At 57.4% G+C, this 21,889-nt stretch carries 24 protein-coding genes and 2 pseudogenes; all 26 read right to left on the bottom strand.

All coding sequences use genetic code 11. The features are described 5' to 3' along the window. Positions 1 to 4 precede the first annotated feature (4 nt). Positions 5 to 412, bottom strand: a complete 408-nt coding sequence (locus JNO11_RS24205) for a hypothetical protein (protein ID WP_325178077.1) — start codon at positions 410 to 412, stop codon at positions 5 to 7. Then, on the bottom strand, positions 405 to 1,844 hold the full coding sequence (traD, locus tag JNO11_RS24210; protein WP_325178078.1) for a type IV conjugative transfer system coupling protein TraD: 1,440 nt from the start codon (positions 1,842 to 1,844) through the stop codon (positions 405 to 407). The genes JNO11_RS24205 and traD overlap by 8 nt, the downstream gene beginning before the upstream one ends. Further along, positions 1,729 to 2,181 carry a hypothetical protein gene (locus tag JNO11_RS24215; RefSeq protein ID WP_325178079.1) on the bottom strand — a complete coding sequence of 151 codons (453 nt, stop codon included), beginning with the start codon at positions 2,179 to 2,181 and terminating at the stop codon, positions 1,729 to 1,731. Before JNO11_RS24215 ends, traD begins: the two co-directional genes overlap by 116 nt. 173 nt (positions 2,182 to 2,354) lie before the next feature. Continuing rightward, positions 2,355 to 2,918 (bottom strand): annotated as a pseudogene (locus JNO11_RS24220) (DUF6012 family protein); the annotation flags it as partial. A gap of 440 nt (positions 2,919 to 3,358) precedes the next feature. Then, entirely contained in the window at positions 3,359 to 3,883 is a 525-nt protein-coding gene (locus tag JNO11_RS24225; protein ID WP_039390280.1) for a hypothetical protein, read from the bottom strand. Positions 3,884 to 3,888: 5 nt separating this feature from the next. After that, complete coding sequence (traG, locus tag JNO11_RS24230; RefSeq protein WP_275103456.1) at positions 3,889 to 6,738, bottom strand: conjugal transfer mating-pair stabilization protein TraG; 2,850 nt, start codon at positions 6,736 to 6,738, stop codon at positions 3,889 to 3,891. A gap of 2 nt (positions 6,739 to 6,740) precedes the next feature. Then, complete coding sequence (gene trbB / locus JNO11_RS24235) at positions 6,741 to 8,666, bottom strand: type-F conjugative transfer system pilin assembly thiol-disulfide isomerase TrbB (RefSeq protein WP_325178080.1); 1,926 nt, start codon at positions 8,664 to 8,666, stop codon at positions 6,741 to 6,743. A 3-nt stretch (positions 8,667 to 8,669) separates the two neighbouring features. Next, positions 8,670 to 9,254: pseudogene (gene traF / locus JNO11_RS24240) on the bottom strand (type-F conjugative transfer system pilin assembly protein TraF); the annotation flags it as partial. 52 nt (positions 9,255 to 9,306) lie between these two features. After that, entirely contained in the window at positions 9,307 to 9,444 is a 138-nt protein-coding gene (locus tag JNO11_RS24245; protein WP_325178082.1) for a hypothetical protein, read from the bottom strand. A 1-nt stretch (position 9,445) separates the two neighbouring features. Next, positions 9,446 to 10,666 (bottom strand): conjugal transfer protein TraN, encoded by a 1,221-nt coding sequence (locus tag JNO11_RS24250; protein WP_325178083.1) that lies wholly within the window; start codon positions 10,664 to 10,666, stop codon positions 9,446 to 9,448. Continuing rightward, on the bottom strand, positions 10,570 to 11,292 hold the full coding sequence (locus JNO11_RS24255) for a hypothetical protein (protein WP_325178084.1): 723 nt from the start codon (positions 11,290 to 11,292) through the stop codon (positions 10,570 to 10,572). Before JNO11_RS24255 ends, JNO11_RS24250 begins: the two co-directional genes overlap by 97 nt. A gap of 49 nt (positions 11,293 to 11,341) precedes the next feature. Then, positions 11,342 to 11,530, bottom strand: coding sequence for a TrbC family F-type conjugative pilus assembly protein (locus JNO11_RS24260; protein ID WP_325178085.1), 189 nt, complete (start codon positions 11,528 to 11,530; stop codon positions 11,342 to 11,344). Next, positions 11,514 to 11,783 carry a hypothetical protein gene (locus JNO11_RS24265; RefSeq protein WP_325178086.1) on the bottom strand — a complete coding sequence of 90 codons (270 nt, stop codon included), beginning with the start codon at positions 11,781 to 11,783 and terminating at the stop codon, positions 11,514 to 11,516. Before JNO11_RS24265 ends, JNO11_RS24260 begins: the two co-directional genes overlap by 17 nt. A gap of 10 nt (positions 11,784 to 11,793) precedes the next feature. Continuing rightward, entirely contained in the window at positions 11,794 to 12,798 is a 1,005-nt protein-coding gene (gene traU / locus JNO11_RS24270; RefSeq protein ID WP_159222859.1) for a conjugal transfer pilus assembly protein TraU, read from the bottom strand. Between the two features lies 1 nt (position 12,799). Then, positions 12,800 to 13,606: a DsbA family protein gene (locus JNO11_RS24275; RefSeq protein WP_325178087.1), complete on the bottom strand. Its 807-nt coding sequence runs from the start codon at positions 13,604 to 13,606 to the stop codon at positions 12,800 to 12,802. Between the two features lie 10 nt (positions 13,607 to 13,616). Continuing rightward, on the bottom strand, positions 13,617 to 14,267 hold the full coding sequence (gene traW / locus JNO11_RS24280; RefSeq protein WP_325178088.1) for a type-F conjugative transfer system protein TraW: 651 nt from the start codon (positions 14,265 to 14,267) through the stop codon (positions 13,617 to 13,619). A gap of 32 nt (positions 14,268 to 14,299) precedes the next feature. Next, positions 14,300 to 14,656 (bottom strand): TrbI F-type domain-containing protein, encoded by a 357-nt coding sequence (locus tag JNO11_RS24285; protein WP_065106158.1) that lies wholly within the window; start codon positions 14,654 to 14,656, stop codon positions 14,300 to 14,302. Next, positions 14,653 to 17,148, bottom strand: a complete 2,496-nt coding sequence (gene traC, locus JNO11_RS24290; protein WP_325178089.1) for a type IV secretion system protein TraC — start codon at positions 17,146 to 17,148, stop codon at positions 14,653 to 14,655. Before traC ends, JNO11_RS24285 begins: the two co-directional genes overlap by 4 nt. Before the next feature lie 119 nt (positions 17,149 to 17,267). Next, positions 17,268 to 17,822 carry a TraV family lipoprotein gene (locus JNO11_RS24295; RefSeq protein WP_325178090.1) on the bottom strand — a complete coding sequence of 185 codons (555 nt, stop codon included), beginning with the start codon at positions 17,820 to 17,822 and terminating at the stop codon, positions 17,268 to 17,270. After that, a complete protein-coding gene (locus tag JNO11_RS24300; protein WP_325178091.1) occupies positions 17,815 to 17,979 on the bottom strand; it encodes an FtsK/SpoIIIE domain-containing protein in 165 nt (54 codons plus the stop codon). Before JNO11_RS24300 ends, JNO11_RS24295 begins: the two co-directional genes overlap by 8 nt. Beyond that, positions 17,972 to 18,328: a hypothetical protein gene (locus JNO11_RS24305; RefSeq protein ID WP_159222854.1), complete on the bottom strand. Its 357-nt coding sequence runs from the start codon at positions 18,326 to 18,328 to the stop codon at positions 17,972 to 17,974. The genes JNO11_RS24300 and JNO11_RS24305 overlap by 8 nt, the downstream gene beginning before the upstream one ends. Beyond that, positions 18,325 to 19,677, bottom strand: a complete 1,353-nt coding sequence (locus JNO11_RS24310; protein WP_159222853.1) for a TrbI/VirB10 family protein — start codon at positions 19,675 to 19,677, stop codon at positions 18,325 to 18,327. The genes JNO11_RS24305 and JNO11_RS24310 overlap by 4 nt, the downstream gene beginning before the upstream one ends. Beyond that, positions 19,667 to 20,392 carry a type-F conjugative transfer system secretin TraK gene (locus JNO11_RS24315; protein WP_325178092.1) on the bottom strand — a complete coding sequence of 242 codons (726 nt, stop codon included), beginning with the start codon at positions 20,390 to 20,392 and terminating at the stop codon, positions 19,667 to 19,669. The genes JNO11_RS24310 and JNO11_RS24315 overlap by 11 nt, the downstream gene beginning before the upstream one ends. After that, the gene (locus tag JNO11_RS24320) at positions 20,385 to 20,957 is read right to left on the bottom strand and encodes a TraE/TraK family type IV conjugative transfer system protein (protein WP_039390256.1); all 573 of its coding nucleotides are present in this window, start codon (positions 20,955 to 20,957) and stop codon (positions 20,385 to 20,387) included. Before JNO11_RS24320 ends, JNO11_RS24315 begins: the two co-directional genes overlap by 8 nt. 20 nt (positions 20,958 to 20,977) lie before the next feature. Continuing rightward, a complete protein-coding gene (traL, locus tag JNO11_RS24325; protein WP_039390254.1) occupies positions 20,978 to 21,274 on the bottom strand; it encodes a type IV conjugative transfer system protein TraL in 297 nt (98 codons plus the stop codon). A 9-nt stretch (positions 21,275 to 21,283) separates the two neighbouring features. Continuing rightward, the gene (locus JNO11_RS24330) at positions 21,284 to 21,613 is read right to left on the bottom strand and encodes a type IV conjugative transfer system pilin TraA (RefSeq protein WP_145891699.1); all 330 of its coding nucleotides are present in this window, start codon (positions 21,611 to 21,613) and stop codon (positions 21,284 to 21,286) included. Positions 21,614 to 21,889: the final 276 nt, after the last annotated feature.

Genomic DNA, 21,889 nt, shown 5'->3' on the forward strand with positions numbered 1-21,889 from the left:
TACCTCAGAAACGATCGTCAGGGTCGAAGTCGCGATGTTTAACAATGTCCACCTGCTGCAGAGAATTCTCCGCTGCGGGCTGTGTGGGAGGAGGCGCGGCGGCTGGCGCTGGTGCTGGTGCTGCAGGAACGGCTGGATTTGCGGGTGGCGGTAGTGCTGTTACGCGTCCGCCGGCCTCATCCGGCGCTGACTGTGCTGACGAACCTGATGCCGTTTCGACGGGTGCCGTCGCACCTGCTGCCGATGCCGCTGTGTTTTCCGCACCCGCAGTATCCCCGGCGTTGCCGGCATTCTGCTCATCTGCAGGCGTTTCCGCTTCAGTCGCATCACCAAACAGCCGCCCGACAATCTGGCCTGCCTGGTTGTCGCTGGCTTCGCCCGCCAGCGTCGCCTCGATATCCGGATCAAACACGTCTTCGACGTCCCGGGGGGATGCGGCCTTCCGCGATTTCCCTGTAGGGCTTCCAGGGCAGCTTCATACGAACAACCGGCCATTCACCTGGCAGGGTGATGTAGCACTCCAGGTCATTGAGGCTTTGAACGTCGGAATAGCTGACCAGGAACTCGTTAATCTCATCTTTGGAGAACTGCACGCCGTCGCGGATGATGTCGATGCCGTAGCTGTACTGGTCCTTGAACTTCTTATGGCGCTGTTCGCCGATTTCCTTCTGTACCCAGTCCGCAATTGAGCCGCTGGGCGCGCGGTAGAAGACGCGGGTGTTCAGCAGGTCCCAGATGGATTTAGCCGAGTTGGTTCCGTATGTTTCTTCCAGCTGCGGGAAGTTCTGCAGGCCGGCAACGGTACAGCCACCGAACTTACGGCCCTCGGCGCAGAACTCCGGCAGAATGGGCAGCTTGTGCAGGGACGGCAGCTCGTCCAGGAAGATCCAGATGCGACGGTTGCGGTCGGCCTTCAGGCCGAGAATCCCGGACATGGTCATGTAGAGCCACGCGCTCAGAAGCGGCTTCAGCGCATTGTGGTTCTGGCCGTCGCTGGAAATAAAAATCCACGGGTTATCACCGCTCGCATCCTCGGTATGCAGCCAGTCGCGAATGTTGAACGGGCGTCGGCCCTGTTCATCCAGTCCCTGCAGGTAGCGCAGTGAGCGAACGTAGGTGGTGAGAATGGTGCGGATGGTCATCGCGGTTTTCTCGATACTGCCGTCAACCAGGTTAGCCGCGTCCGTACCCTCAAGAAACTGGCGAAGGTCCGCCAGGCTGATGGACATGAGTTTTTTCAGCAGCTCACCGATGCTGCGGTTCTTTTCGCGGGCCATGCGCCGCGCGGTGGCCACAAACAGCGAACGGGCTGAGAGGACCCAGAACGGATCGCTGCTGCCGCTGCTGTCGGGCAACAGCGAGGTGGCGAAGTTTTCAAAGTCACCCACCGTCCGGCACTCTTCCCACAGGTCCCAGAACGGACAGCGCACGTCAAATGGATTGAGGATCTTGTCTTTATCCTGACGGAAAAAGGTCGGGATAAAGTTGTTACCTTTGTCATAGAGAATGACGCGATCACCGCGCTCGCGCAGTTGGCGCAGCAGATCGTTCAGTGCTGTACTCTTACCTGACCCGACGGTGCCGTGAAAGCCAAAGTTCTGCATCTCTGAGTCTTTGACGATATGCAAACCGCAGATGCTGAGCGGCGACATCACGCCAGCCTTTTTGAGAAGGCGGTTTACGACAGCAGGGCTTGTCGCAAGAATGCGACCGCCAGTAAGCTCGCTCTCACGCTGTTTCGCACCTTTGTTGCCAAGGAACCAGGTAATAGCGAGGATGGATGCAACAAAGCAGAACGTTGCAATCCCCCCACCCGTAAAACGCGGCGTCTTTAACGCTCTCACCCATCTGCACAAAGTACGGATCATTCATCACCTGCTGAGCAGTGTGTTTGAACGCTACCACTTCACCGTCCGGCCGCTGGAAATGAAAGGTCCAGCCGCTTTTAGAATTACCGCCAGAGAATTTCGACAGTGGCATGACAAACCACTTAACCAGCCAGTAGGCGCTGCCGTGAATGAACTCCTGCATCGTAAGGCGCAGCAGCATCCAACTGAAAAATACCAGTGCAGAAAACAGCACGACCCAGTAGGAGGCGATATTCATGATCTGCACAAACATGCCGATCATGTATTTCATCACCTGGCCGCCCTGGGTAAAGTCGCGGGCGTTGAGGCTCATTGAAAGTCCTTTATGTGGAAACAGAGACAGGCGCGCAGGGCTGCGGGCAGGCGAAAGCCAGGCAGAAAGCTGCGCGGGGTTTACTTACGGTGCGAACGTGCCCGGATGGGCTGACGTGATGTTCCGCCTCCTCCGCCAGACGCAGGGCGCGTCAGGCTGTGCGGCGGGCGGTCTCAGCTGACTGAAACCTGAAACAATGGCTGATTAATCTGGTCTTCAACAAACTGCTGATCGGCGTCACTCAGCGCGCTAAAACGCGTGGAAAATCTTCGGATGTAGTTCATCAGGTTGGTCGTGTTGGTGAAAAACACCGGACACACCGTGCGAACTTCCTGCAGAACGGGCTGAATGATCGAAGTAAACGCATCGAGCTTTCCGATCTCTTTCAGGTCGTTTTCAATAAGCTCCTCATGCTCCGTCAGTGGGCAAACGGTTACGCCCGGGAAGGGATACAGGACGCGCAGCGTGTCCGAACATTCCCGTACTTTGCAGTCAAACGCGTCTTCCAGTGCCGGTAACCGGTTATTGCTACGCACAGGAGAAAGCAGGCGTTCAGGCTCTACGGTAGCGGCGGTATAGTATTCGGTCTGCTGTCGGATAATCCCGGCCGGATCGGCACGACGCCAGATAGCCGGTTCGCGTGCGGACGGCCTGTCGCCAGCGTTCACGGTCAGGCGGGGCTGACAGGATGCCGGTATCCAGTTTCTGGCCTCAGCCGGGGTTTTATCCCGGAAGGGGGGTGTTGAAAACGCCGCTCCACAAGTGAATAACGTCCGTTACTGCATCGTCATCGCCGACGATGTGCATATGCACGCGGTGCACGGACACCTCACCCTGAACGGCCCAGCGGGTTATCACGGTTATGTCCGTCACGTCAGTGTCCGTATTCAGCAGAATACCGTGAATAGCTTTGCGTCCTTTTTTTACGGCAGACGTAATGCAGGCGTTTATTAGGTGACGGGAATCGGACGGTAATATCTCTTTCAGCATGAAGGTGCAGACCTAATTCAGGGATTTCGACATCAATTAAGTTAACAGAGATATTGGAGTAATTTAAAAAGAAAGAAGGTGTTAAGTGTATTAGCATTTTTTCCTCTAAATATTCTGATTAAGAGAGAGATGCAAAAGCTCTCGCCTGAATTTAATCAGGCGAGAACACTTTATTAGAAAAGTTGTTTTACGCTTTATTTCTTACAGCTTTCACAGCTCCAATAATGGAAGAAACCTGATAGCGTGATATATCCATATTGAAGACAATGAAGATCAGGAACGTAGCAACAAAGTTACCGATTACAAGAGGTAGTATGCTCCACTCAGTAAGGACTCCTGCAAGCCCGCATGTAACCAAGGCTACGAACCAAACCACCCCATACGCTCTGACTTTTCCTGATATTAATTTTGTTAGCTCTAAACTTTTTAACTTGTCAGATCTAATCATGTTGAACAGGCTTGCATATGATGCAGTAAATGAAAAAATCACAAGCCAGTGGAAGATACCGAAAGCTACAAAAAACAGCCATAATCCAACATTCTTTGGTTGAGGTAGCGAAAAATAACTTAATACACCGAGAACACAATATGCAATGAAGTGATATTTAACCTTACTGAACATCCCAAAAAAACTAGGCACCTCTCTATCAGACGAACCTATTGAGTCTATTATTTCTTTGGAGTCCTTTTCAATTTGTGCATATGTCATCATATTAACTACTCCTTACCATCCCCTTTGTAATCTTTATGGGTGTGATTCTTAAAAGGGTTCACTAATAAGTCGTCTTGTTGCTTATCAGCAGCCCGCTTATCATCCGCAAAGTTATTCGCGCTCGACGTATACTCTCCCATACGTGACGCTATACCGCTATCTGTTTCACCTTTAGCTTTTTCAATAGTAGCATTTGCGTCGCTGGCTTTATTGTTAACTACAGCCTGCTGTTCCTCAACATCATTGATAACGCCAGTGCGTATGTTATTTCTGGCTACACCTGCATCAATGTTCTGATTTGCACTATCGTATGCTCCTCCGAACTGAGCGCCTGCTGTATTCGCCGGTGCGCCCATACCTTCACCCGTGCTTCCTGAGTTGCGCGCATAGTCTCCGTCAATACGGCCCCGCAGCTTCTCTGCAAAGAACTCCTGCACCAGACCGTCGCGCTGCTTCTGAACGCCTTCATCGGACGTGTTAGTAAGGATAGTTTCGGCATTCCCCGGAGAACGCTTCTGAGCCCACTCCACAAACTGCTGCGTGTAGTTGTCACGTGCGCCTGCGCTGAGCGTTTCAGTCTCAGAGGCCATTTTCTGCAATTCATGCGTATGCGACTGACTGGCCGTGTACTGCGCATATTTGCTATCAGAGGTGGTGATGCCAGAAGAGATCTGGTTCATCAGGCCGGTCGCATTGTTATCAACGTGCTGTCCATTGTAGGTCGTGCTGTAATTACGCAGCACATCCATACCCTGGCTGAAGTCCTGCGACTCGCGAGCGGAGATAGTTTGCGAATTATCATTTCCACTTTGTCCTCCCTCAGAAGTTTGAGATGTTGAACCAGTTCTCCCTGTCAATTCTGTACCGCCATGAACATCCCCTTTGACCGAAGCACCTGTAACCCACTCTCCTGCTTTGCCCCAGAGTGATTTACTTGAATCAATACCCGCCTGTGTTCGTGCTCCAGTATTCACTGATGCGCTCCGGGATTTATCTTCAAGCTCCGAGTACGCCTCATTCAGGCTGATGTGGTTGCGGGTCGCATAATCCTGCGCCACGTTCTGCATTTTGTTTACGCGCTCCGCATCAGTGATGCTCATGCCGGTTGAAGCCGACAGCGTTTTCGAGTCGCTATTGCCAAACTGCTCATGGAACTGCTTAAGCTGCGAGCCCGTTTCCTGCACCGAGTGGTTGTAGCCCTGCGCCGCCATCTCGGTCTGCGCCATACTGTCGCGAACTGAGCGCTGCGCCGCGCTCGCCAGATTGCGGTCAAGATGTAGATCAACCGGCAGGCGGCTGGTTGCGCCGGACGCGTCATACACCGTCTGCCCGTCCTGCGTCATGGTTCGCATGGCACCATTGCCAAGCTGCATCGTAGTCATCCCCTCGCGGTAGGCACGGTTCAGGTCCGTTTTGTGCCCGTTGATATTATCCATCTGCACGTTACCCACGCTCACATTCCCCGATGCCACCGCACCGGAGTCTGCCGCCGACGCGCTGCTGAGCGCGCTGCCCAGGCTGGAGCTCAGGCTTGCAAAACTCTGGCCCAGCCCGGTGAACAGGCGGAACGCAAGGAACGGAATAGACAGCATCAGCCATCCGGCGATGCCCGCCGTGGTGGTGCTGGTTTCCATCAGGCGGTTCATGTTGGAGAGCGTCGGCCCCGTGGCGTGAAAGCTGCTCTGCGTGCTGTAGTTCACCGCAAAGTTAAAAATGGCGAACATCACTGGCCACAGCATCAGGCTGCCCATAAAGTTCAGATAGCTCTTGATGACGGACCAGGCAATTTCCCGCACATAGAGCGCCAGCACCATCACCGGGAAGATGCAGATGCAGAACAGCAGCAGCACCGTGTGCAGCTGTGGCAGCACCTCCGTCGCAATGGTGTAGCTGACCGCGTGCGACAGGCGCAGCTTCATCAGAGACTGCTCGGACGCGATGTCCACCATTGAGGCGGTGTCGCCCATACCCTTCACGTAGCTGTTCAGCCCGCGACGCAGGCCCGCCACGGCAATGTTCTGCATCATGATCGCCTGCGCTGACTTACTGCTGCCGAGAAAGTATTCATAGGACCCCGCCAGCTGTTCGGCGTATACCGTCTGCGGTGCGTTATTGCCCGGCAGCATGCGGGCCGCATGGGCCATGAACGTGCTGCCGGTGTTGTTACTCTCCGCCGTTAGCAGAGTTTTCAGGCGTGGTGCCGCGTCCCGGCAGACCATAAACGTAGTGCCGTTAGCGTCGCGCCAGTAGATAGCGCGCAGCGGGCTCGGGTTGCCGAAGATCTGCGCCTGCACGTCCTCGGACTCCATCACGTCCTGCATGCTGTACTTGTGGTTCAGCATGATGTCCGGGACCACGCAATTTTTCGCATACTCACCCATGTTATAAGCCAGCACCGGGTTGCGGCTGTCGATGGTGAAGCTGTCCTGCATCAGCTTACTCGCGAAGAGCATGCCGGTTTTTGTGTAGGAGCGCTCGTCCGGGAAGTGAAAGATGTCTTCATAGGTGGTCGTGAGCGTGTAGCCCACACCGGTAGCCAGATAGAGCGGCAGAGCAAGCCCCGCCGGCACGTTATCGACGCGCCCGATAGTGTCCGGGGCGGTCAGGTCGTTGACCACCACCGTGACCTTTGGTGTCAGCAGCAGCGCGGTGACCAGCACGAACGTCATTCCCCAGCCAAACATCGCGCCCAGACTGTGCGTGCGCAGGTAGGTCATCACGCAGAAGGCAATGCCCAGCATCTCCGCCACCCAGATTGTGCTTTTCCAGCCACCGTTTTCCATCACCGTGGCGACCGCGTTGAGGCCCATTGTGATCATGCCACCGGAGCTGACCACCCATATATCAAGCGCCATGCTTACCCCCCGAACTGATAGTTCGACAGCACGCTGTCGGAAACGGATGACGAGAGCTGCTGGCGCGTTTCTGACAGGCTGCGGTCATACTCGGCCAGCCCGTTCTGCTGAACCTGGATGCGCGCGACGCGCTGGCTCAGCTCATTGCGCACCTGACGCAGGTTCTCGCGAAAGTGCTTGTTCTCTTCTTCGGTATCGAGCGTACCTGCTGCCCCGCTCGCGGCTACGTCGATCAGGCCGTTGATGTAGGACATCACCATATCGGCTGCGATGTACTCTGCCAGGCTGCTGACCACACTCTGATCCATGCCCACCGACGCGGAGTCGATGGTGTAGCGCAGGATGCGCACGCGGGTGCTGCTGATAAGCGCCTTTTCGTTATCGTTAAGCGCTGTGTCGGTGCGGCTCTTGTCGAAGATGTCGTTGAGCATGTCGCGTACCCGGCCGGTCATGCCCTCATCTTCTGAGAGCGTGAGCTCCGCGATCGTGGGCGACAGGCAGGTTGTGTTGTCGTTGCAGCGGTAGATTTTCTCGGTGCCTCCGTTCAGTAGCGTATTGAACATCGACTCGCTGCCTCCGCGCGGCTGCAGGAACGTCGGGTTGCCATTTGCGTCATAAATCACCGTACCGACCATCGACATAATGAACTCCTTCAGCGCGCGATCGTTGCTGAAAAACTGGTTGAGCTTCGTGAACGTGTCCCAGGTCAGGTTGCGGTTACGCGGGATGCGCTTTTTCTCTTCGTCGGTCGCCTTATCGAACACGCTGTTAGTTTCTCCGCCGACGCCGCAGCCCTGGCGGGAGGCAGCCCAGTCTGAGAACACATCGTGCTTGGTGCCAAGGTCCTGGCAAATCTGGGAACTCGCTGCCTGTGTTTTTGGCCACAGTCCGCCGACGATGGACTGCGCCGCCTGACAGGTGGAAATATTCATGTTGTTGGTATCCGCCGCGAGCTTCTGCAGGTAGTCCTTAACCGCCTTACACTGCGGGCAGATGGTTTCCAGCCCGAGGTCAAAGGCGTAGCCGGCGGCGTTGCTCAGGATCTGCTTACCCATGATTTTGATGCTGTCGCTGTTAATGAAGCTGAACGAGCCGAGATAAGCGTCGATGCCGCCGCAGCCCGACTTAATGTCCGGGAGCGTGACCGAGATCAGCTGGATGTTGCGCACCGGCGTGCGGATAAACAGGTTTCCGCCTGTGAGGTAGCCCGCTGACTGGCCCTGCCAGGCGGCCGCCTGCGTGTAATTTCCGCCGCCACCGCCCATGTCGTTAAAGAATTTGTTGATGTCGTTCTGCACGTCCGCGATCGCCGCAGCGGAGAACAGCAGGCCAGCGGCCACGCCTGCACTTAACACAAATTTAGTCATCACAGCACCCCCCAGACGCACGGCCAGCGCGAACGATTCATCCAGGCGCTGCCTCAGCGCCTCCTCACTCATTTCCCCCTGCGACAGCGGGATGGTTACCAGCGACTGCGTGTTGATAATGAAGTCGGTGGGCGTCGCCTGCGGCAGCTCCGCGAAGAAGTCTTTCAGGATGCCGTCATTCACCGGCATGACCTTCGGAAACACCGCATCGCCCTTGCCGTCAAAGCTGTAAACGAATACACCGATGCCGGTCTGCTCGGACACCGACTTAAGAGTCGGATTGAAGCGGTGGCAGTACGGGCAGTCAGAGCGAACAAAGTGCACGATCTGCCAGTGGCCCACGTCCACGCGGCGGCCGTCGCTCAGGTGATACCAGACCGGCTTTGCAGGCGCAGGTTGCGCGTCAGCAGCAGGCGCGCTTTTCGCTGACCGGTTTTCCGGCTGCGCGGGTGCGTCTGCACCTTCTTTCGCCTGCTCCAGGCGGGCAATGTCATCAATCGTGCTGGCCGTGGCCAGCACCGGCGTAAGCATCAGCAATACGGCAAAGAGTTTTGACATCATGGATTAATCCTCGGGCTGGAAGTCGGTAACGATGTTGAGCATGCGGCGCGCCAGGTCGTCCTGTGTGATAAAGCCGTAGGCCAGCGGCTGATATTTCTTCGTGCGAGGCTCAACCAGGTAAATGGCCGGGAAGTGTTCGATTTTCATTTTCTCTGCCTGCCCGGCGTTCTGCCGGGTGTCTGGCAGGTCCGGGCTGGCGCGTCCGTCCACCGTTACAGGGATAACGGTCAGGCCGTACTGCTCGCTGAACTCCTTCACTACCCCGCCGAGACGGTTATCCAGTGGCTCGTTACCGCGATAAAAGAAGAAAACGCCGTAGCGCTGGTTAACGTAGCGGATGGCGGCCTGCTGCTTCTGCCGCTGCTCGGTGTACTGGATGTTGGCGGTGCCGTTGTAAAATGGATGTTTCAGGCTGTAGTCCAGCTCCGGGTTATCCAGCAGCACTTTCTCCCAGCGCGATGCAAACATGCTCGCCTGATTGACCATCCAGTCCTGCACGATTTTGTAGCGCCGGATGTTTTCGGTAGAGGGGTGCAGCATCGCCTCATTCATCAGGTTGTCGCGAAACGCCTGCAGGCGTTTCATCTTCTGCGTGGGCGTCTCCTGCGGCGCGGCAGGTGGTGGTGCAGGCTGCTCTTCCTCATCCTTTTTTTACCGGTTCGTTGTACCAGTACCAGCCGACCGCCGGATCGTAGTTGTAGCCATCGGGCTTTGTTTCCTCTGCCGCGTGCAACGGCGATACTGCAAGCAGCAGCGTGAGGCTGATGAGTTTTCTCACGTCAGTCTCCTGATTTAAGGCTGTTCTGGATGTCGGATGTGATGCGCTGGTTAAGCGCGTCCTGATCGGGCAGCTTAATGTTGCTGTTCAGGTCGTCGTAAAAGTCGCTGAAGTCGATATGATCGAACTTAATGCCCTGCAGCTCAGCCACCCTTATTCCCCGGCAGTCCGGGTTGCTGCCCGAGCCGAAGCTGATGCCCAGCTGATCCCGGCGTCCCTGCTCCTGCACGATGCGGGCGAGCTTGCTGTCGAAGACGCAGTAGCCCTCTTTTTGCTGCAGGCAGACTCCGAGCACTTTCTTCGAGCAGTAAGAGCCGACCTTCACGACAAGCTTCTTCTCCTTGCCGGTGCCGATTTCCTTTTCCTCGGTGTTGCACTGCGCAAGTCCGGCATCCTGACCCCAGCCGCCGCTTTTACAGCAGTTGCTGAAGCCGGCCGCACTCTTGCGGCACGCCATCGCCTTGCCGGTAAACGCCGTGACCGAGTCCGGGTCCATGCCCGCGAAATCTTTTCCCGCAGCGGCGAGTGCCGCCAGCTGTGATACCGCAGCCTCAAAGTTCTGATTCTGTCCCGCCTGCATCGCCGAGCAGCTGCCGTCTGAGCAGTAAAACTCTGAGCCGCAGATATAGCCGGTGCTCTTAACGGTGTGCGCACACTGGTAGGTCAGCTTGCTGTAGACGCAGAGGTTGCCGATTTTCTGGGTGCAGGTACGGGTGCCTTCACTGCAGTTTGGATTGTCGATATAGGCCTGGCAGGTATTGGTGTCGTCTTCGAAAACATTCCACTGTGTGGTGTAACCCCAGCAGTCGCTGTAAAGGCTGTAGGCCTTGCCGCCCACCGTGACAGAACGTGTGCCGCCCGGATCGCTGCAGACCTCACTCATCTTCACCGCGTCGCCCATGTCTGCCGGGCAGCTGTCCGTCCACTGAATCCCGGCACTGACCGTATCCCGGACCGCCTCCATCGGAAGGGTGATGCGGACAATCATTTGTCCGCTGGCTAACTGCTTCATGAAATTATCGGCGGCCTGATCGTTGTGGCCATCGCTGTTATTGCGTACCAGAAGGCTGATGATCTGCCCCTGCTTTACTTCCTGCGTGGCTATGCTGAATGCGCCGGAGTAGTTTATTTTGGTCCTGAAATTTTGCCCGAGCACCTGAATGGAGTAATCCAGGCGACCACCGTGATAACCGGGGGGGCGGACGGATAGAGAAACTCCCACGTTCCGCTGCTGATGGTGCCATCCTGCGGCACTGTGATGTCGTACTGAATCCAGTAGTTATCGATGCGCCTTCCGCTGACATCACCCGCATTCAGTACCAGCTGAGTGTTAAAGGTTTCACGTGACCCGGTCGTCACAATTGTGGCCTTACGCGTACATGACTGTGAGAGTGGGGATGCCATCTCACAACTGTGCGTCGTGTAGGTGGTTTTGTTCAGCTCCTGCGCCACGCACTGATTGCCGTTCACCCCGGTAATCGCATTCGCATTTTCCCGGATCTCATCGCTGTGTTTCATCATGTCCGAGTCGTAGCTGAGCTTGTCCGCCGGGTTGTTCACATAGGATTCCCGGGCCGTCTGCCCGAGTTCCGACTGGCTCAGCTCTGTCTGCCCCTTTACGTCGATGTTTGTTGACGTCTGCGTCGGGTCGCCGTAGTAGTCGCGCTGCGGCGCGTCAGAGGTGTAGTTGTCAAAATAACTGTTCGGGTCGGCGCTGGTTGTGCCGTTAGCCGACTTCGCGGCGTTAATGCCTTCCTGGTTTGAGGCATCCATTGACGCCGCCAGTGCACCCGCTGAAGCGCAGGTCAGCAGCAGGCCCAGCAGCTTGATGCGGGTTGCTTTTTTCATCGGGAGTTCCGGTCAGAGTAAGAGAAGGGCCCGCCGCAGCGGGCAGTGGTCAGGGCCTGTTGCGGCAGTCGCCGCGCTGGCTAATCATGTCCAGCGCCTGGTTCAGCGCCACGTTGCCATACACGATGTCGAAGTGGTCACCACACTTTTTAACCAGCGCCGGCACCTGCTTCACGCTGTAGCGGTCAAAGCGCACCGGGTCTATCTGCACGCCGCGCACCTTATAGGTGGTGACCATGTACATCATGTACTTCGCGGTCTGCTCCATGCTGTCGCCAACCAGCCCCCCGGAAGTACATCGGAATGTTCCGCGCTTCCGCCGCTTTCATCAGAATGGCCATCTCTTTTTCCGGCACCGAGGCGGACAGGAAATAGGCCGTCTCGTTTTCCGTACTGCTGACCTGCGTGCCTTTCGGCGCGTCTTCCGCCTGCGCTGACAGTGCGTTCATCAGCCCGGCGGCAAGCCACAGCGTGTTGCGTGTTTTCCTCATATTTCCTCACTTAAAGCACGACACAGTTGCGCTTTTTCCAGATGAGATAGCCGTAGTTCTTTTTGCTGTTCGGCATTTCTTTGCCGGTCTGCCACAGCATCACGTTGCGCCCCAGCGGATGACACGACGCTACGTCCGGTATGGTGTTCACCATCTGATAGCGGTAGCGGCTTTTCGGCAGGATGACGGACGGATATTCGTAACAGACGGCGGTGTTATACGGCACGGTATCGAGGATCAGCCCTTCGCGGTGCAGCTTGAAGTCCATGCGCTCAGAGAGCAGCACCGAACTGTTCAGACCGCTCGACTCGTTCACGATGTTGCCGGTAAACGGGTACATCGAGCCGTGTGAGCCGGCACACCAGAACAGCGCATCAATCGGCTTGCTGACACCTGATGCCACCGCGTCGGCCGCGCAGGCCATCTGCGCAACCGGGTTCGCAAACAGCATCACTTCCGGGTTCAGGAACAGCGCAAGATTGTCGTTCTGCCAGGTCGGGTCCAGCTCCGAGAGGTAGCCGATGTCATACTCACCGCCCTGCATACACATCTCCGAGGTAATAATGTTGAGCCAGGAGATCAGCGGGTACTTATACCAGTGGACGTGATAGAAGGTGCCGGGGTGCTCATTCGCCGTTTTGGTGCCGGTGCCGGTGCCGGTGTTCGGGATGTTGATGTTGAAGCCTCCCATGTTCACCATGCAGCCGGGCGAGCGCGTCACATCAGTCATTGCAAACGGCTCCCAGAAGCCAATCGCGATGCCCGGGCGCTCAAAAATGGGCGGCGGCACCGGACAGAACTGAATGGGCGATGACGGGTTTTCGGTATCCGGCAGCGACCCGGCCGATACCTGCACGCTGCCGATGCTCATCGGGAACAGGCACTCCCAGCACACGTCGGTGATAGGGTTGACCCAGCGACCGTCGCATGTCAGGGATGTATTGCCGTTTTCAGCGGCGTTAGCGGGCTGGCAGAACCACACCGTCAGCGCCAGAAATACCGTGCGCCAGACCATGTCAGCCCCCTTTCTTAACGTCGCCGCGTGCTTTTTCCACTGCAGCCTGCAGCCCCTGCAGGCTTGTCGCACCCGGGATCACGCTGATGTTCTCAGCAGTGGCGCCCTTCACTGGCATAATGAAGAAGGCCGGCGTGCCCTGAATACCGAGCTGCTTCGCAAGCTGGTCATTAGCTTTAAGCGCAGCGTCAGTCGCCTCAACCTCCTCACGCGGTGTGTCAGTCACACCCGCTTTTACCGCTGCCTGACGGATATCCTCATCGAGCAGCTTTCCTTCATCATGCCCGGTCGCGTAGAGTGCCGCGTGGTAGCGGTGGTATGCCTCTGCGCCGCCCTTTTTATAAACAGACAGGCCGACTTTTGCCGCCTGCACCGACGTCGGCCAGCGGCTGCCAAAGATCGGCCACTCCTTATAGACGAAGCGCACGTCAGGATTTTTACTGATGAACTGCTCTACAGTAGGAGCGACCTTCGCGCAGAAAATGCACTGGTAGTCAAAAAACTGGATCACCGCGACGTCGCCCTTCGGATGCAGCACCGGTGAGGAAGGGTCATTCAGCAGCGCGTCCTGGTTTGCAAGCGCCGCTCCGGCTGCTGACGCCATCTGTTTATTCTGCGCCTGGGCCTGCAGCTTCTGGCTCATCTCGATCAGGATTTCCGGGTGCGCGCGCAGATAGTCTGCCGCGATCTCGCCGATCTGCGCCTTCTGCGCGTCGCTGAAGGCAGCCGCTGCAGTGCCGGTCGTGTCTGCGGTCGCGTACCCTGTCAGGCTCAGCGTCAGGGCGGCGGTGAGGATTAACTTTTTCATGTCTGCTCCGTTAGCGGTCGGGAAGACCGAATTCAGTAATAAGGAAGAGTTTCTGCCCGGGTGCCTGCTTCACTTCCGCAGGCACCTGCGTGATGCCGAATTTCTTTGTGATGCTGCCGGTCTGGTCGAAGTAGACCCGGCTGCCAAGGGCCTGCGCGCTGTCGCGAACGTTGCCGCTGACCAGGATGACGCGGGAGGTTGTCGTGTGCGGCACCTGCTGCTTTATCCAGGCAATCTGCCGCTCGTCATCGGCGTCGATGAAGTAAAGCGTCTCGTCAAACACCGGAATGACGTCAAAGGGGTTCACCTTCTGTCCCTTGTGCGCGAACACCACGCCGTTCTGGTCGGCAATGTCGCGCTGCACCGTAAACGAGGGGTCAAACAGCCGGTGGTGCGTTTCACGCCCGGTGGTGAGTCCGGCAACCGGCGGCGGACGCATCGCCTCGTCTTCGGCCTTCTGCTGCATTTCCCGCTCAATGTCGGCCTGCGACCGGCCTTCAAAGTGCTGTTTCAGGTTGTCTTTGAGAACCGCGATCAGGTTGCGCTCGCGAATGTCCCAGGTATCGCCGTAGGTGCCAAGCTCGGCCGCGCCTGCCTGCAGGCTGAGCATGGTGAGCAGCGCGCTGGCGGCCAGTCGCGCCAGCGGAGTTGCATATGTCATCGGGATGCTCCCGTTGGGGTGATCGGACAGGGTTACTGCGGCGGGTTGCCGGCCTTCATCAGCTCAGCGAGGCGCGCCTGAATCTCCGGCGTGGCGTCCGGCAGGCCAGTAACAACTGCGGGACTCACCAGAATGGCCGCGCCGTGTTCGCTGGCATAATCCGCCGTTGCGGTGGTGACGCTGCGGTCAAAGCGGTTCAGCAACGCTTTACGCTGGTCATCGTTCAGATCCAGCTTCGCGGTCTGGCGTATAAGCGCGTTGGTCGTGCCCTTCATATCGAAGGTGACCAGCACGGGCGGCTTCAGCCAGAAAAACCAGGCGGTCGCGCACGCGCCCACGCTCAGCACAACTGACAGGCCGCAGCCCGCCACAAGGTGTCTTGTATTCAAAGTTGCATCTCCCGCAGCATGTGGATGATGTCGCGCTTGTGCGCGTCGTTATTAGCCATCTCAAACAGGATGTCTTTGATGTCCGCGCCTTCCCGCAGACGCTTCTCGCGGTAGGTGAAGTCCTCGCCTTTGGAGGAAAACAGCCCGTCGCTCAGCGGATCGAGAATGAGGCGGTGGAAGCTGGAAAACTCACCCACGCTGAGCAGGAACGAGCTGTAGCGCGCCTTTTTCGCCGGCGGGAACTTACGGATCATCTCCCACTCCAGCTCGCTGAAGGCGTGCGGTTCCTCCTTCTGAAAGGTGGTGAACGACTTGGCGTCCTGCATACAGGTGAACTTAAACGAGCTGTTGTCGTAGGCTGCAAGCGCTGCCGTGGACAGGTTTTTATCGCGTATCGCCTGCGTCACCGTGCCGTAGGAGCCGTTGTGGCGGCGGGCGGTGCGGTATCCCTCTTCAATGAAGTCCTTAATCTTGGTGCTCGACCCGCCGAGCAGCTTCCAGCCCTCGTCGATGATGTTCATCTTCCGCATGCTGCGTGGCGTGGTGTACATCATGTTCTCGTTCCAGATCATGATGGTGAACAAAATGGCCGACAGCAGGTCCTGCTGTTTGCGCAGGTCGCCCAGCTCGGTGACCACGAACTGCAGATCAGGCTTCAGGGTCGGTTCGGACGAGTTGAAGAACTTACCGTAGATGCCTGTGGTGCTGTACTTACCGAGCAGCGTGGTAATTTCGTCAATGCGCCCGCCAATCAGTGAAGAGTGCTCGCGTGTAATCGCGCCCTGCTGTTTTTTGAGGTACTCAATGACGTGATCAATACGCATGTCCTGCTGATACTGAGGCCACGACTCTGTGATGGCCTCCAGAATCAGCGACTCGTGCACCTCGTCCAGCAGGCCGTTGGGGCTGGCCAGAATGCACAGTTGATCACGAATACGCTCGGCCGCGAGTGTGATGTCCGTGACGTTCGCAAACGGGTTAAAACGCAGCGACTCGCCATTGATGTAGGTGCCGCCCAGGCTGCTGCAGGCTGCCTTGTAGGAATCGCCGATGTCCTGCACCGCGACCGTGCCTCCCTTGTCCAGCACCGAGCGCGCAATCGAGTTTGCCAGCACCGACTTGCCTGCTCCCGAGGTGCCGGACATAAACCAGTTGAAGTTTGTGTTCGGCAGGCTTTCGTCAAACACGTCGATAAACGCGACCTGGTTGCGGTAGCTCGGAATAAGAATGCCCGAGGCGCACAGTTTATTGTCCCCAATGACCGGCATGAGATTCACCGCGTGAAACGACTCCGAACGCTGGATGCCGCCGGTCTTACGGCAGTCAGCGCGCAGCTTTTTGTTCACCATCGCAAACGGCACCGTGGCCATCAGGTTACGCAGCTGCATGAAGTCGGCGCGCACGAAGCGCAGGCCCTGCGCCGCGAAGGCGTTGCGCGTTTTCTCGGTGTAGCGGGACGTCAGGTCGTCGTCGTCCGGGCAGAACAGCGTGATGCCGTAAAAGTAGCTCGTGAGGGACGTCTGGTTCGACAGCAGTCGCGCACGGGCGTCTTTCCACTCAGCGTGCTGACGCGTGGTGGACGGAATGTATTTGGCGTAACTGGTGTTCACGCGCGAGTCCAGCGCCAGGAATCGGCTGTTGGCCTCACCCTGGCTCTTCATCTGCTCTTCGGTGGTCAGCACCATCGTGCAGATAAACGGGCAGGGAATGCCGTTGGTCGGCGACATCAGGTCCTGAAAAATATTGCCGTTCTGCCACAGGTAGTGCTCCTGCGGATTGTTGTCGAGGTTCAGGTTCACCATACGCGCGGCGAACGGCTTACTGTCTCTGTCGCTGCCCTCGATACGGATATGCGAGGGTTTCACCCGCCAGGAGGTGGTGCGGTCCACGAACTGCGTGTTCAGATCGGCCGCCGGATCGTACTCGCTGTCGTAGCGCTCAAGACGCGCAGGATCATGATTAAAGAACTCGCGCAGTACGCTGCTGAACTCCGTCACGCCGATGGCCTCAGACCAGATGTCGGCCGCATTAAGGGCGTTCAGCAGGTTACGGCGTACGTCGCGCACGCGCACCAGATCGGTTTCAGAGAGACTTTTAACCGGCATACCCCAGACAAAGAACAACCGGTAGTCGCGCAGGGTCAGCGGATGGTCAAGCCCGTTGCTGTAGGTATAGCGCGCACCGTTCAGGTAAAAGCGGGCGGTGACGTCGTTACACTCGTCCGCCCGGTGTCCTTTCCAGGCAAAGTTTTTCAGGCCCTGCTCGACCTGCTCTTTCACCGCCCGGGAAGAGACCAGCATTACCTGGAGCGGAACGTCGCGCGGCGCCACGTCGCGCAGCAGGTACTCCAGGCTTTCTGCCAGCTTCTCGTTGGCGCCAATCAGCGGCTGCGACTCAATCACGAAGCCCACCGACTCCTTATTCACCCAGATCTGACTTTCGCTGTCATAGTCCTGGTAAGGCAGCAGGTCGCGGATATGGGGGTAGTCCATATCCTGCAGCTTCTGACGCGTTTCATTCGTTGTGTCGCGCTCCCCCCAGAATGCCCGCCACTGTGTCCACCACGTTCAGCGGGTCAAAGCGGAAGCCTTTCAGAAATTTCATGCGGACCTCACATCAGGATGCCGCTCCAGTCGCCGTGACTGGAGACGCTGTAAATGACCTCGCCCATGTGGACGTTGCTGTCAGGGGAGACGTACGGTGCAATCCAGATGCGCGCTACACCGTCAGGACGGCGGAAGGCGGCTGCTGGCTCCGGGAAGCAGTGCGAGGCGCTGCAGTACGCGGTCTGTCGGGCATCGGTGCGCAGAACACCGTTTTCCCGCGTGAACGGGCGGACCCCGCCGGATGACGCAAGGCGTACCGGGATGCCATCGTTCAGGCCGCTGTGGCCCGCCTGCGCCTCCGTCTGCGGGTCCAGGCGGATGGTGCCGGTATCAATCAGGCGGTAGTCGTCCAGGCGAATGCCAGCGCCGGTAAAGCCGCCTGCGGCGGAAGCTGCTGAAGGGGCGTTGCCGCTGCTGCCAGCAGACATGTCGTCGGCCTGCGACATCCAGACCCCGGAGTCCTTAGCAGGCTTGTCGAACTCAAAGTCGCTGTTCATGCCCGCACAGCCGCTCAGCATGACGGCCAGCGCGCTGATGATAAAAGAGTGTGCTTTAGTCATGGAGCTCTCCGTCTGTGTGTTGGTTGAGAAGGTCTTTAATAAGGGACATGGCCAGCACGGTTTTCCCCGCTCCGGTTTCGCCCGCCATCAGGAAGTGACCAGCAGAAGACTGATCATCAGCAGGATGTGTATTGCATACATATATCGGGTTATTCATGGTGTTCTCCGCGCGCGCTACCGGATGACAGCGCGTCGATTTCGGTAAAGTCGATATAGAGGTCGCCGTGTTTGCCGCTGGTCCCGAGCCGGGACAGCATGTCCAGAGCGAAGGTGTCGCCGGGTGCCACCTCCAGCAGGCGGCGCAGCGTTTCCCCGAAAAGCGCGACGTAGCCGTCGTCAGGAATGAGTCCGGGTTTGCAGTAGAGCTTCTTGACGCGGTAACCCAGTGCCTGCAGACCCGGAATGCGTGCATCGGCCTCACGCCCGAAGCAGCTCACCGTTCTTTCGGTAAACACCATCCAGCCGCAGTGCTCTGCGTGACGAAGCCGGATTTTTGTGTCTGTCATTGCGCAACACCCTGTGGAGTCATATTTTTCGGCTGGCTGCCTGAAGGGGTAACGAAGTCATTCATATTGAGACGCGTCGCGTCGCCGAGTTTGCCGACAAGGTCCGGCGGAAGACCGCTGTTGCCCTGCTCACGCGTCTGCGTGTCCTGCTGCTGTGCGCCTGAGCGCTGCTGCTCTTTTGCCAGCTTCGCAGCCTCTTCATCCTCAATAAATTTCGCGCGGAACCCCTCAATAAAGACCACCTCCACGCGGTTCGCCGCGCCTATCGGGATAATCGGGTGATACTGCTCGGCGCGCTCGATGTAGTAGTCGGCCAGCTTGTCCGCCGCCTTACCCACGCCGCCGCCGATGGCACCGCGCGCCACGTCTCCTCCGCTTACCGTGCTGGTTGCGCCAATGCCAGTCACTGTCTGACCAACCTGCGAGGCGCTCTGCCCCAGCCCACCCAGCGCGCCGGCGGTAAACGCCAGCCCGAGGATTTTGCCGTTGCGCATTACCGGCACTCCCTTGATGCCGTTCTTCCCGTAGAAAGCGACGTGACCCTTCACCGCCTGATCGATATGTTTACCGTCAATGATGCAGGAGAGACGCTGCAGCTGAACGATGGCCCGCTCGCTGGAGATGTCGCCGTAGGCAGCGGCCGTCACGAAGCAGTTATCGAACCGGTCGAACTTGTTGTTGCCCGGCAGGTGCGCTTTTCCCTTGAGCTTAAACTGCATCGGCACCAGGTTATTCTCCCCGCGCACCGAGGCGTTGGCATCGGCGCCTTCAATAACGATGGCGTCGGAGAACGTACCGGTCGGCACCCAGAAGGAGGTGTCTTTCGCTTTGGGCTCAAACGGCGAGTAATCAAACGTCTGGTTATCGATCTGGCCCCTCTGCACGGGCGCAGGCGCAAAGGTATATTCTGTGCGAGGCGGTGTATAAGCTGCGCTCTGCTGACCGCCCGGAGCGGTCTTAGACTGGTTCTGCTGATTTTTCAGCTGTTCCATCAGGTCGCTGACATTCTGTTGCAGGGACTTGTTGTTGTTCATCACGTCCGACATCTGGTCTTTCAGCGACCTGAAGTCTTTCTGCATTAAGGAGAGCTGCTCCCGCGCTTCCTTCTCGCGGTTCTGTGCGCTCACCAGCAGCGAGCCCTGCCCCGAACCGTCAAACGTATTCACTACGCCGCCGCCGGTCAGGTCCGGCTCGGCGGCAGCTTTATCGGGCTTACCCGCTTTGTTCACCGCATGACCGGACACGCCTCGGTTGGCAAGGTACAGGCCGCCGATGATTACGGCAGCGGCGGCCAGAATGATGGCAAACAGCCGGCGCTGCTTGCTGCGGACCAGGCTGTTAAGGTTCATCCGGGCCTCCTCGGGTGCGGAACACAGTGATCACCGACACCTTTGCACCCGGCTCCAGCACGTCCAGCTGTGGATGAAAAGCGACGGCCATTACGCCCGGACTCCAGAAGTAGCGCTCACTCAGGCGGATGCGCTGCAAAGAGAGGCTGGTTAAGTCGGTGCGCACTATGCGGACCCGGTCGCCCTGCCACGCGGTCACCGGACGCAGGGCAAAGGCGCTTTTCACCGATTCGCTTACCGGTACGTCGGTATTTTTGCTGAACACGTAGCCAGCAGGCTTGCGGTTGGTGATAAAGCGCCCGACAAGGCCGCTGATGAGCGCGCTGTAGGTGTCCTGCTTCTGCTCGTACTCCCGTGCCTCCTCAGTACCCTGTACCTCGCGGTTATCCACCGTCAGGCTCAGCCCCGCTCTTTTGCCAGGCGTGGCCTGCACAGAGAAGGCAAAGCCTGACTCTGTCTGAACGAACATGGTGAACGGCTTATCGGTTACGGTAGAAAATACGATTGCGCCTTCCGGCGTGGGTGATTTGGCGCTCAGCACCCCCTGCGCCGCCTGTACGCTCAGAATACGGTCGTCATTTACGCGCAGGTAGTTTGGGTTAGTGTTGCTCACTGCCGCGTTTACGCGGGCGCCAGGGTTAAGCGTCAGCTGTTCGGCGCGGGCACCGAAGGCGGTAAGCAACGCCACGGCGCTGATTAACAGGGATTTACGCATCAGGAACCTCCAGGAAAGCGCTCCAGCAGAGACGGTTGTTTCGGGTATCGGTGCGCAGGCGGTAGTGCTTTTTCACCGGGTCCGCATCATGCAGTCCATAACTCAGTTGCAGATCGCCGATGACGTCCACGATGCCCTTATCTGGCCAGACGCTGACATCCTTCGGATAGAACACCGAGCCGCCGCTGTTTCCCTTCACACGTGAGGCTTCGTCTGCCAGCACGCCTTTCAGGGACTTCTCTGCGCCGTCACAGGCACCGGCCAGCAGCATTTCGTGGCTGGCGTCCGCGTTGCTGTCGGAAATGTTGAGGCGCAGGTTCAACCACGCCAGCGCCATCAGGCGAAGGTAGCGGGCGTCGCCGCGCTCGCCGGTAAAGCTGAACGGCGTGTCCGCGCCGTAGGGAATAACAATGGTCTGTCGGTTGTTAACGAGCTGATTCATGAGCGCCCGGTTATCGCCGTAAATGCGCCAGCAGAGCGCCAGCGCGAGGATCGTGATAACGAGCAGCACCAGAATAGCCACGGCCATATTGCGGTTTCCCGCCGAACGCAGCTTTAATTCCATGTTGTCTCCGGAGGGGGGGGTCAGGCGACCCAGTGCCGTTTGTAGCTGTCAGGCAGGATGCTGATAAAGAAGCGCATCACTGATGTAGGCAGGCACCAGTACGCCAGGTTGAGAAGATACTGAGAACCGCGGCCTTTCTTGAGATGACGAATTCCAACCACGGCGGCTAATAGCGTGGGGCCGAAAATCCACATGTTGAGGAAGATTGCGAGCAGTGCCAGTGGCACGTACAGGCAGAACTCATCAGGTGGCAGCCCCACGAACCGCTTTTGCTCGGAAAACGTAGCCGCAAAGGTATACCGGTCACGTTTATCCATTAGCGCGAATTAAGAGGGGATGATGCCGAAGGCGACGTTGATAAACACCATGACTGCGGCGATACCGCCAAACATGGCCAGGTTCTTGGTTTTCACATAGGTAAACACGGCAGCGATGATTTCGAGGATATACAGAATCCAAACTACTGTACTTCCAGACCCGAACGTATCGTTAATGGTAGTTTTCCCGTTTGCGAAAAGGTCTTCCGCGTGGGCTGGCATCGCAGCAGCAGCCAGGATCGCCATTCCAGTGAACAGAGCAGGTTTGTTTGCTTTGCTCCACGCTACCGCCCCTGCCTTGCGGCAGTAATTTACACACGAAGAGAGAGTGCCCTTCATAGGAATTTTCCTCAGTTAGGGTTATAATGGTCAGTTGGTTGAACTACCTTTTGTCACTATCTGTATTGCCTTAAGTCAGATTCCTTTTTTTGCCAGTTACGCCTCCTTTAAACATTATTGGTATTGCAACAGATGCTTACGTTTCCCTGGTTGGCTGACGTTTTTTTTACGCTTCTGGAACACACACTTCAATTTAAGTTATTGATCTTACTGATCAATTTCACTTATCGTCATAGTCAGTAATTTTACTTAAGTCCATAACTGGTTGAACGGAAA

Origin of the sequence: Pantoea sp. 1B4 (genome assembly GCF_016925765.1) — a bacterium.
Taxonomy (GTDB): Bacteria; Pseudomonadota; Gammaproteobacteria; order Enterobacterales; family Enterobacteriaceae; genus Pantoea; species Pantoea agglomerans.